At 74.2% G+C, this 13877-nt stretch carries 13 protein-coding genes; 3 read left to right on the top strand and 10 right to left on the bottom strand.

The annotated features are described in order from the left end of the window. Nucleotides 1–45: 45 nt before the first annotated feature. From J2S46_RS16465 to J2S46_RS16455, 3 genes are all read right to left on the bottom strand, one after another. The gene (locus J2S46_RS16465; RefSeq protein ID WP_191289733.1) at nt 46–468 is read right to left on the bottom strand and encodes a hypothetical protein; all 423 of its coding nucleotides are present in this window, start codon (nt 466–468) and stop codon (nt 46–48) included. Then, nucleotides 465–1967, bottom strand: a complete 1503-nt coding sequence (locus J2S46_RS16460) for an ATP-binding protein (RefSeq protein ID WP_191289734.1) — start codon at nt 1965–1967, stop codon at nt 465–467. The genes J2S46_RS16465 and J2S46_RS16460 overlap by 4 nt, the downstream gene beginning before the upstream one ends. Before the next feature lie 81 nt (nt 1968–2048). Beyond that, a complete protein-coding gene (locus J2S46_RS16455) occupies nt 2049–2726 on the bottom strand; it encodes a response regulator (RefSeq protein WP_184918780.1) in 678 nt (225 codons plus the stop codon). A 482-nt stretch (nt 2727–3208) separates the two neighbouring features. Between J2S46_RS16455 and J2S46_RS16450 the strand changes: the two genes are divergently transcribed. Further along, nucleotides 3209–4015, top strand: a complete 807-nt coding sequence (locus tag J2S46_RS16450; RefSeq protein ID WP_229912649.1) for a SigE family RNA polymerase sigma factor — start codon at nt 3209–3211, stop codon at nt 4013–4015. A gap of 278 nt (nt 4016–4293) precedes the next feature. Here the strand turns inward: J2S46_RS16450 and J2S46_RS16445 are convergent, their stop codons facing one another. Next, nucleotides 4294–5514 carry a PucR family transcriptional regulator gene (locus tag J2S46_RS16445; protein WP_191289735.1) on the bottom strand — a complete coding sequence of 407 codons (1221 nt, stop codon included), beginning with the start codon at nt 5512–5514 and terminating at the stop codon, nt 4294–4296. A 133-nt stretch (nt 5515–5647) separates the two neighbouring features. Here J2S46_RS16445 and lysA point away from each other — a divergent pair, with 133 nt between their 5' ends. Then, on the top strand, nt 5648–7051 hold the full coding sequence (lysA, locus tag J2S46_RS16440) for a diaminopimelate decarboxylase (RefSeq protein ID WP_229912650.1): 1404 nt from the start codon (nt 5648–5650) through the stop codon (nt 7049–7051). A gap of 39 nt (nt 7052–7090) precedes the next feature. On the opposite strand, the gene J2S46_RS16435 is transcribed toward lysA, so the two are convergent. After that, nucleotides 7091–7741: an ATP-binding protein gene (locus tag J2S46_RS16435; protein WP_191289736.1), complete on the bottom strand. Its 651-nt coding sequence runs from the start codon at nt 7739–7741 to the stop codon at nt 7091–7093. A gap of 314 nt (nt 7742–8055) precedes the next feature. Here J2S46_RS16435 and J2S46_RS16430 point away from each other — a divergent pair, with 314 nt between their 5' ends. Further along, nucleotides 8056–9177 (top strand): ALF repeat-containing protein, encoded by a 1122-nt coding sequence (locus J2S46_RS16430; protein ID WP_191289737.1) that lies wholly within the window; start codon nt 8056–8058, stop codon nt 9175–9177. An 82-nt stretch (nt 9178–9259) separates the two neighbouring features. Here J2S46_RS16430 and J2S46_RS16425 read toward each other — a convergent pair whose 3' ends face one another. From J2S46_RS16425 to J2S46_RS16405, 5 genes are all read right to left on the bottom strand, one after another. Beyond that, nucleotides 9260–9670, bottom strand: coding sequence for a hypothetical protein (locus J2S46_RS16425; RefSeq protein ID WP_191289738.1), 411 nt, complete (start codon nt 9668–9670; stop codon nt 9260–9262). A gap of 356 nt (nt 9671–10026) precedes the next feature. Next, the gene (locus tag J2S46_RS16420) at nt 10027–10929 is read right to left on the bottom strand and encodes an aldehyde dehydrogenase family protein (protein WP_191289739.1); all 903 of its coding nucleotides are present in this window, start codon (nt 10927–10929) and stop codon (nt 10027–10029) included. Next, a complete protein-coding gene (locus J2S46_RS16415; protein WP_191289740.1) occupies nt 10922–12400 on the bottom strand; it encodes an aldehyde dehydrogenase family protein in 1479 nt (492 codons plus the stop codon). Before J2S46_RS16415 ends, J2S46_RS16420 begins: the two co-directional genes overlap by 8 nt. A gap of 5 nt (nt 12401–12405) precedes the next feature. Next, nucleotides 12406–13392, bottom strand: a complete 987-nt coding sequence (gene deoC / locus J2S46_RS16410) for a deoxyribose-phosphate aldolase (protein WP_079197768.1) — start codon at nt 13390–13392, stop codon at nt 12406–12408. A gap of 129 nt (nt 13393–13521) precedes the next feature. Further along, the gene (locus tag J2S46_RS16405) at nt 13522–13800 is read right to left on the bottom strand and encodes a PDDEXK nuclease domain-containing protein (protein WP_191289741.1); all 279 of its coding nucleotides are present in this window, start codon (nt 13798–13800) and stop codon (nt 13522–13524) included. Nucleotides 13801–13877: the final 77 nt, after the last annotated feature.

The raw sequence follows: 13877 nt of genomic DNA, 5'->3' as shown, positions 1-13877 counted from the left end.
GCTACGCGGGCGATGCGGGCCCGGGGCGCCGGGGCGCCCGGCCCGTCAGGGGCAGCCGGGCCGGCCGGACCCGCCGGCCGAGGGCGAGGGCAGGGCGCTGAACAGGCTGTCCGTCGGGACGGCGGCGGGCGAGGGCGTCGCCGGCCCGGACGGGCTCGCGGCGGGGGAGGCCGCGGCGGACCTGCCGGTGCCGGCCGCCTTGGCCGACGGTGTCACGGCAGCGGGCGCCCGCTGCACGCTCGGGGCGGCGGAGGGGGTGGCCGCCGCGGTCGGTACCTGCACCGGGCTCGGGCAGGCCGTCCGGCTGGCGGGCCCGCCGGCGTCCACCGGGACGGCGGTCGGGCGGATCCCGCAGCCGCTGGCCAGGGCCGCCAGCACGGCCGCCGTCACGAGGACGCCGGCCGGCACCCGGCGGGAGGTGTCCGCGCGACGCCGCGAGGGCTGTCGCACGTCGGGGCGGGCGTTCATCGGATGTCCTCGTCCTGGTCTGCGGGCCGCGGCTGGGTGAGCGGCAGGGTCAGGGTGAAGACCGCCCCCTGCTCGCCGTTCGCGGCCTCGATGGTGCCGCCGTGTATCTGGGCGTTGGCCATCGCGATCGACAGCCCCAGACCGCTGCCCTCGGAGCGGGCCCGGCCCTTGTCCGCCTTGTAGAAGCGGTCGAAGACGTGCGGCAGCACGTCCTCGGGGATGCCCGGCCCGCTGTCGGAGACCTCGACGACCACGTTCTCCCCGCGCTCGCGGACCTTCACCCGCACCGGTGACCCGCCGTGCTTGAGCGCGTTGCCGATCAGGTTGGCGAACACCACGTCCAGCCGGCGCGGGTCGACCACCGCCCGGACGCCGCGCGGCGCGTCCAGCTCCACCGCGTCGTACCAGGCCCGGCCGTCGATGCAGGACATGATCAGGTCGGCGATGTCCACCTCGTCGGCGACCAGCTTGGCGGTGCCGGCGTCGAAGCGGGTCACCTCCATCAGGTTCTCGACCAGGTCGGAGAGCCGCCTGGTCTCGCTCACCACCAGCCGGACGGCCGGCTCGATCATCGGGTCCAGCGACTCGGCCTCGTCCTCCAGGATGTCCGTCACCGCCGTCATCGCGGTCAGCGGCGTGCGCAACTCGTGCGACATGTCGGCGACGAAGCGCCGGCTCTGCGCCTCGCGGGCGCTCAGCTCCTCGACCTGCTCGTGCAGGGACTCGGCGGTGCGGTTGAACGTCCTGGCCAGATCGGCGAGTTCGTCCGCGCCCTCGACCTCCAGACGGGTGTCGAGCCGGCCCTCGCCGAGTTGCCGGGCGGCCTCGCCGAGCCGCTTGACCGGCCGCAGCACGGTGGCGGAGGCGGCCTGCGCCAGCAGGGCCGAGCCGATCAGCGCCAGCAGGGTGGCGATCGCCAGCGACCAGCCGAGGGTGTTGAGATCGGCCCGCTCGTTCTCCAGCGACTTGAACATGTAGGCGGTCGGGCCGGTCGGTACGACCTTGGTCCCGCCGATCAGGAAGGGCCGGCCGGACAGGCTCTGCCGCTGCCAGTACAGGTGGTACGCGTCGGAGTTGCTCGCCGTCAGCTCGCGGGGCTTGTTGACGGTGGTCCGCAGCGGGCCGGGGACCTGGGCCAGCGTGTAGAGCGACGGGTCGGAGGAGGCGGTGCACTCCGGGTGCGCGTCGTCGACGACCAGGACGTCGTAGCTGAGCCCGGAGCTGGCCACCTGGGCGGCGAGCGCGGTGAGTTCCTCGCAGGTCGCGCCGAGCGGCAGTTCCGAGACGTTGCGGGTCAGCGACACCCGGAAGTCGTTGAGGGCGGTGTCCTGGGCGCGCTTGAGGACGGCGTCCCGGTTCAGCCAGTACGCGATCCCGGAGGCCGACACGGCGGTGGTCAGCGCGACCACGGCGAACACCGCGATCAGCCGCACCCGCAGCGAGCGCAGCCTGCGCCACCGCACCGGTCCGAACCGCCGGGTCCCCTGAAGGTCAGTCACTTGAACCTGTCGCGTAGATAGTCGTCGGGATGGATGTCTGCTGGACGAAGGACCGCACGGCTCGGCGCCCGGCCCGCCCGGTCAGGCCGGCGGGTCGAGCCGGTAGCCCACGCCGCGCACCGTCCGGATCAGCGTCGGGGCCGAGGGCACGTCCTCCACCTTGGCGCGCAGCCGCTGGACGCAGGCGTCCACCAGACGGGAGTCGCCCAGGTAGTCGTGCTCCCAGACCAGCCGCAGCAGTTGCTGCCGGGACAGCGCCTGGCCGGGCCGCCGGCTGAGCTCCAGCAGCAGCCGCAGCTCGGTGGGCGTCAGCTGGAGGTCCTCGCCGTCCTTGGTGACGGTCATCGCGGAGCGGTCGATCACCACCGAGCCGTAGGCGGAGGAGTCGGAGCTCTCCCGTTCGCCGCGCCGCAGCACGGCGCGGATCCGGGCGTCCAGCACCCGTGGCTGCACCGGCTTGACGACGTAGTCGTCCGCGCCGGACTCCAGGCCGACCACGACGTCGATGTCGTCCGAGCGCGCGGTCAGCAGGATGATCGGCAGCTGGTCGGTGCGCCGGATCCGGCGGCACACCTCGAAGCCGTCGATTCCGGGCAGCATGACGTCCAGGACGATCAGGTCCGGACGCTGCTCCTTGAAGAGCTTCAGTCCGTCCTCGCCCGAGGCGGCGGCGGCCACGCGGTGGCCCTGGCGGGTGAGAGCGAGTTCGAGGCCGGTCCGGATGGCGTCGTCGTCCTCGATCAGAAGGAGGAATGGCACGGCCTCATTCTGGCCCACCCGGCCCGCCGAATCACCCCCGCGACCGGCATCGCGGACAGTCGCCCGGGCGGCGGCCGTGACCGGGCGCCGGGAGCCGCAACCGGAACGAGGTGTTCAGGCGTCCTCGGGTGCGAGCGGTGAGGGGTGCGTGATGGTCCCGGCCGCTGTGACAGCCCTGTGACAGTCGGCGGACAGCGCCATCACAACCGGCGGGCAAGATTTTCCATGTCGCCGCAACGCAGCAGGCCAACAGGCCGGTCGCGGAGGCGGCGCAAGGAATCCGCTCGTACCGACCAAGGGGGCGCACGATGAACGCATCGCTTCAGACCCGGAGCAACCCGGCTGTGCGGAACGCGCGTTCGTCAGCCGGCGTCCAGCCGGCCCACCGGACGCGGTACGAGGTCAGGACCGACGAGACTTCCGGTGCCGTCGTCGTACGGGGGTGCGCCCACAGCACCGGTGGAAACCCTGCCGGACGCCGGGTGGGTGGCGTCGGCAGGGCGGGGGAGCTGTACGGGATCGGCCGACGGGGGAACGCGGCCGACTCCGCCAACACCCTCACGCTGCGGGGCATCCTCCCCGTCCGCGTCGAGGGCAAGGACACCCCGGGGGGTGCAGGGAACGGCCTGGCGGCGCTCGGCTCGGGGGAGCCGGACGCCCGCGAGGCCGCAGGTGCGACGCTGCTGCGGCTGTCTCCCGCGGCGGGACGCACCGGCGGGGGAGTGCAGGGAGGCGCGCAGGGGGAGCCCTCGGCCGCCGCGGAGGACCACATCACGGAGTTCACCGCGTACGTGCGCGAGCGCCGCGCCTCCCTGTACGCCACCGCCTACCACCTGACCGGTGACCGCTACGAGGCCGAGGACCTGCTGCAGAGCGCGCTCTTCAGCACCTACCGCGCCTGGGGCCGGATCACCGACAAGGCCGCGGTCGGGGGCTACCTCCGCCGCACCATGACCAACCTGCACATCTCCGCCTGGCGGCGCCGCAAGGTCAACGAGTACCCGACCGAGGAGCTGCCGGAGACGGTCGGTGACACCGACGCGATGGGCGGCACCGAGCTGCGCGCCGTGCTCTGGCAGGCGCTCGCCAAGCTGCCCGAGAACCAGCGCACCATGCTGGTGCTCCGCTACTACGAGGGCAAGACCGACCCGGAGATCGCCGACGTGCTCGGCATCAGCGTCGGCACCGTCAAGAGCAGCATCTGGCGCGCCCTGCGCCGGCTGCGCGAGGACGAGCAGCTCAACCGCACCGGCGACACCGCGCACGCCTTCGGCGAGCTGGTGGCGTAACGGGCACCACCACAGGACTCCCGTCGGGGGACGGGACAGGAAAGGCCGCGGGAAGGCGGCGACCGCTCGGGGGAGCGGACGCCGTGGGGGGAGGCCCGCGGTGCAGGACTCCCGTCGGGGGACGGGACAGGAAAGGCCGCGGGTCCGCGGTGGACGCTCGGGGGAGCGGACGCCGCGGGGGAAGTCCGCGGCCGTGAACGGCGGCCGGACCGGTGCGGGGGAGATGCACCGGCCCGGCCGCCGTTCGCCGTGCCCGGGCCGGGACGCCGGCCGGACGGTCAGGTGGACAGCCGCAGTTGCAGCCAACAGGAGAGCCGGACGTCCGGATCGTCCAGGTCCAGGCCGAACAGCTCCCGGGCCCGGCGCAACCGGTACTTGAGGGTGTTGGGGTGCACCGCCAGGCGCTCGGCCGCCTGCGCGACGTTGCCGACCGCGTCCAGCCAGGCGGTGACCGAGGCGGCGTAGGCGGTCTGCTGCGCCCGGTCGTGCGCGACCATCGCCTCGATCCCGGGGTGCCGCAGCCGGGGCAGCCGGGCGAGTTCGTCCGCGACGTGGGCGAGCAGCACCCGGGCGTGGGCGTCCCCGAGGTCGGCCACCTCGGGGGAGTCCTCGCCGGCCGTGGTGACCCGCAGGATGTCGTCCACCTCCGAGCGCAGGTCGGGGAGTTCGGCGAGATCGTCGGCGGAGCGGCTGAAGGCGGCCCGCAGCGGGGTGTCGAAGGTCCGGCCGAGGGTCGCCACGGCCTGCTCGGCGAGCCGGCGCACCGCCGCCGGGTCCAGCTCCGCCAGCAGCACGTAGACCGTCCGACCGGCCGTGCTGACGGCGGCGTCGGCGTGCACCGCGGCCCAGTGCCGGGCCGCGGCCGCCGCCAGCCGGACCAGCGGCGGCGTCTCGCGTCCGGCGGCCCGCAGCGGCGCCAGGCCGATCAGGGTGAGCCGGGCCCGGGCGGGCAGCCCCAGCCGGTAGCGGGCCTCGGCGGCCGGCCGGCCGCCGTTGAGGGCGTCGCGCAGCGCGTCCTCCCTGGCGTGCAGGTCGAGTTCGGCGGAGCTGCGGCGGCGCAGCATGTGCAGCGCGGCGAGCCGGGCGCCGTCGACCAGGGCCCGTTCGGCGGCCGGCACGAGCCGGCCGGCCGGGTCGGTGGCGGCGGGGCCCTCGATCGCCCAGATGGTGCCGAGCGGCAGGTCCCCGGCCCGGATGGCCACCGCCGAGCGGGGCATCTCGTCCGCGCCGAGGGTCGGCACCCGGACGACGCCCGGGGCGGCCAGCACCTCGCGGTACTGCCCGCGCTGCTCCGGTTCGTCGTCCGGTACCCGGCGCTCCAGGATGCCGCGCCGGCGCAGGTCGTCCATCGGCTGGCCGGGCAGGGCGGAGTAGGCGAGGACCCGCCGGTCGAGGTCCTCGACCGCCACCGAGCCGCCGACCACGGCCGCGATGGCGTTGGCGAGCGCGAAGAGTTCCTCGCTGGTCCCGTCGACGATTGGCGATTTCGCGAGGTCCATGCCCCCACCTTAGGCAGTTCCGCCAAAGACCGGCCGGCCCCGCACCCGGACGATGGTGCTCACACCCTCCGGACGCGTCCCCTCGCCGGTGCGCGGCCGACCACACCCCAGCAGCAGGAAAGGCAGGGAGTCCATGAGCTTCGCCGCCACCACGCCCGCGGCCCGGCCGTCCACCGCCCGGAGCACGGGGAACGCGGCCCCCGGGCCCCGGGTCCCCGCGGCGGGGACCGGCTCGGCGACGGGCGGCGCGGCCGCGGGGCAGCGGGTGACGGCCGCCGGCGAGGAACTGCTCGGGCTCTTCCCGCCCGGCACCTCCGTGGCCGGCGACGGCACCCTGCTGATCGGCGGGGTCCCGGTCACCGAGCTGGCCGAGGCCTACGGCACACCGGCCCTGCTCGTGGACGAGAACGCGGTACGCGCCCGGGCCCGCCGGTACGCCGACGGACTCGCCGCCCGCTGGCCCAACTCCCGGGTGACCTTCGCCTCCAAGGCCTTTCCGTGCACCGCCGTCTACCGGTTGCTGGCCGAGGAGGGCCTGGGCTTCGACGTCGCCGGCGGCGGCGAGCTGACCCTGGCCCTGGCCGCCGGCGCCGACCCGGAGGGCCTGGTGGTGCACGGCAACGCCAAGACCGAGGAGGAGCTGCGGCTCGCGGTCGAGGCGCGGGCGGGCCTGATCGTGCTGGACAGCTTCGACGACATCGACCGGCTGGAGCGGATCGTGGGCGAGGTGTCCGGCCGTACCCAGGGGGTGCTGGTCCGGGTCACCCCCGACATCCGGCCGGACACCCACGAGGCCGTCTCGACCGGCCAGGCGGGCTCGAAGTTCGGCCTGCTGCTCCCGCAGGCGAGGGAGGCGATCGCCCGGCTGCGCGGCAGCGACCGGCTGCGGCTGGACGGCGTCCACGCCCACGTCGGTTCGCAGATCATGGAGACCGGGCCGTTCGCGCGGGCCGTCGAGGCGCTGGCCGGGCTGGGCGAGTTCGCGGTGTACGACCTGGGAGGCGGGCTCGGCTCCCGCTACACCTACCGGGACCGCCCGCCGAGCGTCGAGCACTACCTGGACACGCTGGTGGGGACGGCGGGCATGGTGCTGCCGGCGGGGGCCCGGATCCTGATCGAGCCGGGCCGTTCGGTGGTCGCGGAGGCGGGGGTCTCGCTGTACCGGGTGGTGACGGTCAAGCCGGGCGGGCAGCCGTTCGTCGCGGTGGACGGCGGGATGGGCGACAACCTGGAGGTCTCGCTGTACGGCCAGCGCTTCGAGGCCACCGTGGCGACCAGGGTGGGCGGCGGCGAGCGGTGCCGGCTGGTCGGCCGGCACTGCGAGTCCGGCGACCTGCTGAGCGCGGGCGTGCCGCTGCGCGACCCGCGCCCCGGCGACCTGGTCGCGGTGCCGGTGACCGGCGCCTACACGTACGCGCTGAGCAACAACTACAACGGGGCCCGGCGGCCCCCGGTGGTCTTCTGCCGGGACGGCGGGCACCGCGCGGTGGTGCGTCGCGAGAGCTACCAGGACCTGCTCCGCCGCGACCTCGGCTGAGGCCGGCGCCGGGCCGCCGCCGGCCGGCGGGGACGGCCGTCAGACGCCGACCTGTACCTCGACGGGCGCGGGTGCGGCGGCCACCGCCCGGACCCGGCGCCCGGCCTCCGGGCCGGCGCAGGCGTACGCGCCCAGGCCGACCTGGCGGGCGACGATGCCGCGCTCGGCGCGCATCAGCCGCCAGCCGCGGCGCAGCAGCACGGGAAGGGACTTGCGGCCCTCGCGGACGTCCCGGCGCAGCCGCCGCCAGGCGGTGGTGGCCGGGCGGTTGCGCAGGCAGATCGCGTCCCCGAGCAGGCCCTCGGCCGCGCACTGCCCGACGATCTCGGCGGCGAAGATGCCCTCGGCGATGAACGCGGGTGCCCCGGCGAGGTCCAGTGCGCGGGTGCCGACCCGGCCGTTGTCGGGGATCGAGTAGACCGGGACGTCGGTGCGGCCGGTGGCGCCGAGCCGGCGGATGGCCTCGACGGCCTGCTCGCGGTGCCAGGAGAGCGGGGAGTCCCAGTCGACGGCGCCGTCGTCGAGCCGCGGCAGGCTCGGGTCGTCGCCGTCCTTGTAGAAGTCGTCGAGCTGGAGCACGGGGAGTCCGCTGCGCTCGGCCAGTGAGGACTTCCCGGAGCCGGAGGGTCCGGACAGCAGGACGACCTGGGCGCGGGCTGTCGGCGCGGGGTTCAGCGGGGAGTCACTCACGAGACACCAGTCTGACGCATCGGACGGCGATGCCGAAACGGTGCGGAGCGGACTTCCGGCGGCCGGCGGGGCGGCCGTCCGCCGGACGGTGACGGGGGCGGACCGGCGGGCTACGGGGCGTACCGATCGGCGGGCCGTCCGGCCGGCCGGTGCCGCACGTCCTGCCGCGGTGCCGCCCGGCCGGCACCTTCGGAGCCCGGCCGTGCCAGGCCCGCACGGATCACCTCGGCCAGTAAAAATTCGGTCATACGAAAGTCAAAAACGATCTAGGCTGGGGCGGTTCACGATCTTCCTAGGCAAGGCAGGTTCTTCGGATGAAGTTGGCGCGCGTTTCGGCGATCCTCGTGGCGGTCGCGATCGCACCCGCTGTCCTGCTCCCCGGCTCGGCGTTCGCCGTCGGAACGGCCGACGGCGGTGCGCCGGCCGGCACCTCCGCCCCGGACGCCCCCTCGGCCGAGGAACAGGAACCGGCGCCCGAGGCACCGAAGGCGTCCGACCCGGCCGAGGACGCGGACCGCGCCGCGGTGCAGAAGCTGCTGGACGACCCGAAGAGCGGCCGGGGCGTCCGGGAGGCGGCCGCGAAGGCGCTCGCCGGCACCGCGGAGGACCTGCGGCGCTTCCTGGAGACCGGCCAGTACATCGCCCGCGGGGAGGACGACCGGGTACGGGTCTTCCAGATCCTGAGCGTGGGCGGCCCGGCGGTGCGGAAGGCGGCGAGCGCCGCGCTGAGCGCCAACACCGATGAGTCGATCAGGGAGTTCCTGGAGGTCGGCCAGTACGTGGCCCACGAGGAGGACGACCGGGCCGAGATCCTCGCGATCCTGGGCGACCCGACGAGCGGACGGGGCGTCCGGGAGGCGGCCGCGAAGGCGCTCGCCGGCACCGCGGAGGACCTGCGGCGCTTCCTGGAGACCGGGCGGCAGGCGGCGCAGGACTCGGACGACCGGGTCCGGACCTCCCAGCTCGCCGAGACCGGTGGCCCCGCCGTGCGGGCGGCCGCCCTGGCCGCGCTGAACGGCAGCATCGAGGACGTCCGGCTGTTCCTGAAGACCGGCCAGTACGAGGCCGCGGCGAAGGACAAGGCGGCCGCGGACAAGGCTGCCGCGGACAAGGCCACCGCCGACAAGCAGGCGGCCGACAGGCAGGCGGCCGACAGGCAGGCGGCCGACAAGGCCGCCGCGGACGCTGCCGCGGCCCAGGGCGGACGGGGTGACGGCGCCCGGCCCGCGAGCCTGACCACCCCGGTCACCGCTCCCGCCACCGGGACGACCACGACGGCCGGCACCACCGCGGGCGCCCGCACCGGCGGCACCCAGCTCGCCGCCACCGGTGCCGGTGACGCCCTCCCCTGGGAGGTCGGCGGCGCCGCCGCCGCTCTGGCCCTCGGCGCGGGCGCGGTCCTGGTGTCCCGCCGGCGCACCGCCGACGAGGGCTGAGCGGCTCCGCCCGCACGGATGACGACGCCCCGACCCGGCCACCGGCCGGGCGGGGCGTCCGGCGTTTGCGGCCGGCGGCCGCTCAGGCCTCGCGCAGGGGGGCCGGCCCGGTGAGAGCCGTGTGCAGCAGCGGCAGGTAGCGGCTGTCCACCTGCAGGTGCACCGGGCGGCCGCCGCCGGGCGGCCGGTAGGTCTTGGCGGCCCAGTCCTGGCTCTGCCAGGAGTCCGGCTCGGGGTCGTGGAGGGTGCCGCCGACCGGCAGGTCGAGGTCGGCGCGGCCGCGGGCACGGAAGACGGCGCGGGTCGCGCCCGGGGTGAGCCACAGCCGTCCGGAGACGTACTCGGCCGGCCACGCGGACCCGTCGGGGCGCGCCGAGCACGGCACCCGGACCGGCCGGCCGGCGCCGAGCCGGCGTCGTGTGCGGGCCACGTGCAGGCTGCGGACGAAGCCGTCCGTCAGCAGTGCCAGCAGCTCGCCGATGACTTCCCCCATGGTGTTCCCCTCCCGGTCGGTGGCCCCAGTCTGGGCGCCGGGGACCGGTGGGGGGAGCGCCGATCGCCTCGGTCGGTCGCGACGAAAGTCGACGGCCGGAGACGGCCGGTGAAGGCAGGTGAAGGCCGGAGACGTCCACTGGCGGCCGGTGACCCGCGGGGGTCGGTCGGGCCGTGGCGCGGTGACGGTGCGCCGGTACGTGCGGGCCGGTCTGGCCGGGCCCGGAAAGTCGACGGACCCGCGCCAGGGGGGGGAGGCGCGGGTCCGTCATGGCACGTCCGGGCCCTGGGGGGGGTAGGGCACTGGGGACGGCCAGTCTGTGGAGTTGTACCGGAGCCCTCCGGCCCCGGGGCCGGTCAGATCCCGATCGGGTGCCAGACCGTCTTGGTCTCCAGGAAGGAGAGTAGCCGGTCGGTACCGGGCGCAACGGTCCAGTCCTGGGCGAACGGGTCCACCTCGGGTCGAACCACCCGCTTCAGGGTATCCGCGGCGGACGCCTCCAGCTCCGCCGCCGCGCCGGGCCCGTCGGCCGCGATCGCCCCGGTGAGGTCGACCGCGTTGACGTCCTGGTGCGAGGCCAGCGTCGGGGCGATGTCCGCCGTCCGGCCCGAGATGATGTTGACGACGCCGCCCGGCAGGTCGGAGGTGGCCAGCACCTCGCCCAGCGAGAGGGCCGGCAGCGGGGCGTCGGCGGCGGCCGCCACCACCACGGTGTTGCCGGTGGCGACGGCCGGCGCGATCACCGAGACCAGGCCGAGGAACGAGTGCCCGTACCCGGCCTGCGGCGCGACGATCCCGACCACGCCGGTCGGCTCGGGCACCGACAGGTTGAAGAACGGCCCGGCGACGGGGTTGCCGTTGCCCGCGATCTGGGCGACCTTGTCGGTCCAGCCCGCGTACCAGACCCAGCGGTCGATGGCGGCGTCCACCAGGGCGGCGGCCTTCTTGGCGCCGATGTTCTCGGAGACCGCCACCTCGGCCGCGAACGGCTCGCGCCGGCCCTGCAGCATCTCGGCGACCCGGTAGAGCACCTGACCGCGGTTGTACGCGGTGGTGCCCGACCAGCCCTTGACCGCCGCGCGGGCGGCGAGCACGGCGTCGCGGGTGTCCTTGCGGGTGCCGAGCGGGGCGTTGGCCAGCCACTGGCCCTTGCTGTCGGTCACCTCGTACACCCGCCCGCTCTCGGAGCGCGGGAACTTCCCGCCGACGTACAGCTTGTAGGTCTTGAGGACGTCAAGTCGCGTGCTGGTCTCAGACATCGAGGTACGCCTCCAGGCCGTGGCGACCGCCCTCGCGGCCGTAGCCCGACTCCTTGTAGCCGCCGAACGGCGAGGTCGGGTCGAACTTGTTGAAGGTGTTGGCCCACACCACGCCGGCCTTGAGCTGGTTCGCCATCCAGAGGATGCGCGAGCCCTTCTCGGTCCAGACGCCGGCCGAGAGGCCGTACGGGGTGTTGTTGGCCTTCTCGACCGCCTCGGCGGGGGTGCGGAAGGTCAGCACGGACAGCACCGGGCCGAAGATCTCCTCGCGGGCGATCCGGTGGGCCTGGCTGACGCCGGTGAACAGCGTCGGCTTGAACCAGAAGCCGGCGCCCGGCAGTTCGCAGGCGGGCGACCAGCGCTCGGCGCCCTCGGCCTCGCCGGCGGCGGTCAGCTCGGTGATCCGGGCCAGCTGCGCGGCCGAGTTGATCGCGCCGATGTCGGTGTTCTTGTCCAGCGGGTCGCCGACCCGCAGGCTGTCCATCCGGCGCTTCAGCGAGTCCAGCACCTCGTCCTGGACGGACTCCTGGACCAGCAGGCGCGAGCCCGCGCAGCAGACGTGGCCCTGGTTGAAGAAGATGCCGTTGACGATGCCCTCGACGGCCTGGTCGATCGGCGCGTCGTCGAAGACGATGTTCGCGGCCTTTCCGCCCAGTTCCAGCGACAGCTTCTTGCGGGTGCCGGCCAGCTGCTTGGCGATCGCCCGGCCGACCGGGGTGGAGCCGGTGAAGGCGACCTTGTTGACGTCCGGGTGGGAGGTCAGCGCGGCGCCGGTGCGCCCGTCGCCGGTGACGATGTTGACGACGCCCTTCGGCAGACCGGCCTGGCGGCAGATCTCGGCGAAGCGCAGCGCGGTCAGCGGGGTGGTCTCGGCGGGCTTCAGCACCACGGTGTTGCCGGTGGCGAGCGCCGGGGCGATCTTCCAGGCCAGCATCAGCAGCGGGAAGTTCCACGGGATGACCTGGCCGGCCACGCCCAGCGGACGCGGGTTGGAGCCGTACCCGGCGAAGTCGAGCTTGTCGGCCCAGCCCGCGTAGTAGAAGAAGTGCGCGGCGACCAGCGGCAGGTCGACGTCGCGGGTCTCGCGGATCGGCTTGCCGTTGTCGATCGACTCCAGCACGGCCAGCTCGCGCGAGCGCTCCTGGATGATCCGGGCGATCCGGAACAGGTACTTGGCGCGCTCGCTGCCCGGCAGCGCCGACCAGTCGGTGAAGGCCTTGCGGGCGGCGGCGACCGCACGGTCGACGTCCTCCTCGGTGCCCTGCGCGAACTCGGCGAGCACCTGCTCGGTGGCCGGGTTGACGGTCTTCAGGGCCTCGCTGCCACTGCTGTCGACGAACTCGCCGCCGATGAAGTGACCGTACGAGGTGGCGATGTCGCCGGCGGCCGCGGGGGACTCGGGAGCGGGCGCGTACTCGAAGAGGCCGTTCTTGCGCACGGGCTCTTCCGCCTTCTTGGTGTTCTTGGCCATGGTTCTCAGTCCACCGTCACGTAGTCGGGACCGGAGTACCGGCCGGTGGTCAGCTTCTGGCGCTGCATGAGCAGGTCGTTGAGCAGGCTGGAGGCGCCGAAGCGGAACCAGTGCGGGCTCAGCCAGTCGTCGCCGAGGGTCTCGTTGACCATGACCAGGTACTTCATGGCGTCCTTGGTGGTCTTGATGCCACCGGCGGGCTTCACACCGACCTGGACCCCAGTCTGCTCCTTGAAGTCGCGGACGGCTTCGAGCATCAGCAGCGTCACCGGGGGCGTCGCGTTGACCGCGACCTTGCCGGTGGAGGTCTTGATGAAGTCGGCGCCGGCCAGCATGGCCAGCCAGGAGGCGCGGCGCACGTTGTCGTACGTCTGCAGCTCGCCGGTCTCGAAGATCACCTTGAGGTGGGCCGCGGTGCCGTCGGGGCGCTTGCACGCCTCCTTGACGGCGGTGATCTCCTCGAAGACGGACAGGTAGTGGCCGGAGAGGAAGGCCCCCCGGTCGATCACCATGTCGATCTCGTCGGCGCCGGCGGCCACCGCGTCGGCGGTGTCGGCCAGCTTCACCGGGAGCGAGGCGCGCCCGGCGGGGAAGGCGGTGGCGACCGAGGCGACCTGGATGTCGGTGCCGTTCAGGGCCGCCTTCGCGGTGGCGACCATGTCGGGGTAGACGCAGATCGCGGCGACGCGCGGGGTGGTCTGGTCGGTCGGGTCGGGGTTCCTGCCCTTGGTGCACAGGGCGCGCACCTTGCCGACCGTGTCCGCGCCTTCCAGCGTGGTCAGGTCGATCATCGAGATCGCCAGGTCGATGGCGTACGCCTTCGCCGTGGTCTTGATCGAGCGGGTGCCGAGGGTGGCGGCGCGGGCTTCCAGGCCGACGGCGTCGACTCCTGGCAGACCGTGCAGGAAACGGCGGAGCGAGGCCTCGGAGGACGCGACGTCACTCAGGCCGCCGCCCGCAGCGCTGGAGGCTTGGGCTGCAACAGTGGACATAGTCACCAGACCAGCATATCTACGCGCGTAGCCATCCGCTAGGGCGAGCTACTTTCTGTCGGTCTTCGATACGGGACCGAGACCTCGGCCGCTCCGGCGCCCCGGCCCGGGTGTCGGACCGGCCCGCGACTACGTCTCCTGTGCCTCCCCGCCCCCGTGCTTCTCCAGCGCCTCGTGCGTCACCCTGGCCAGGTCCTCCGGGCTCGGCAGCAGCGGGTGCGGCTCGGCGGGCAGCGTCCGGCGGGTGGTCACGGCCGGCGGCTGGTTCGTCCCGCGCGGCGAGTGCTGGACGATGTCCTCGTCCCGGTGGGCGGCGATCAGGATGCCGAGCGTGGCGTCGTCGCGCTCCGGGTCACGGACCTTGTCGTCGACCACGGCGGTGTGGAAGTCGAGCTTCTCCTTGCTCATGCGGCAGAGCCTGCGGGTCCGGCGGTTCGCCTGCGGAGAAGTAACGATCCTGCTCGCTCGAACGAGTGGCCGGGGCG

The sequence above is a fragment of the Kitasatospora herbaricolor genome (assembly GCF_030813695.1).
Classification (GTDB): domain Bacteria; phylum Actinomycetota; class Actinomycetes; order Streptomycetales; family Streptomycetaceae; genus Kitasatospora; species Kitasatospora herbaricolor.
This window is presented reverse-complemented; position numbering and strand designations above follow the sequence as displayed.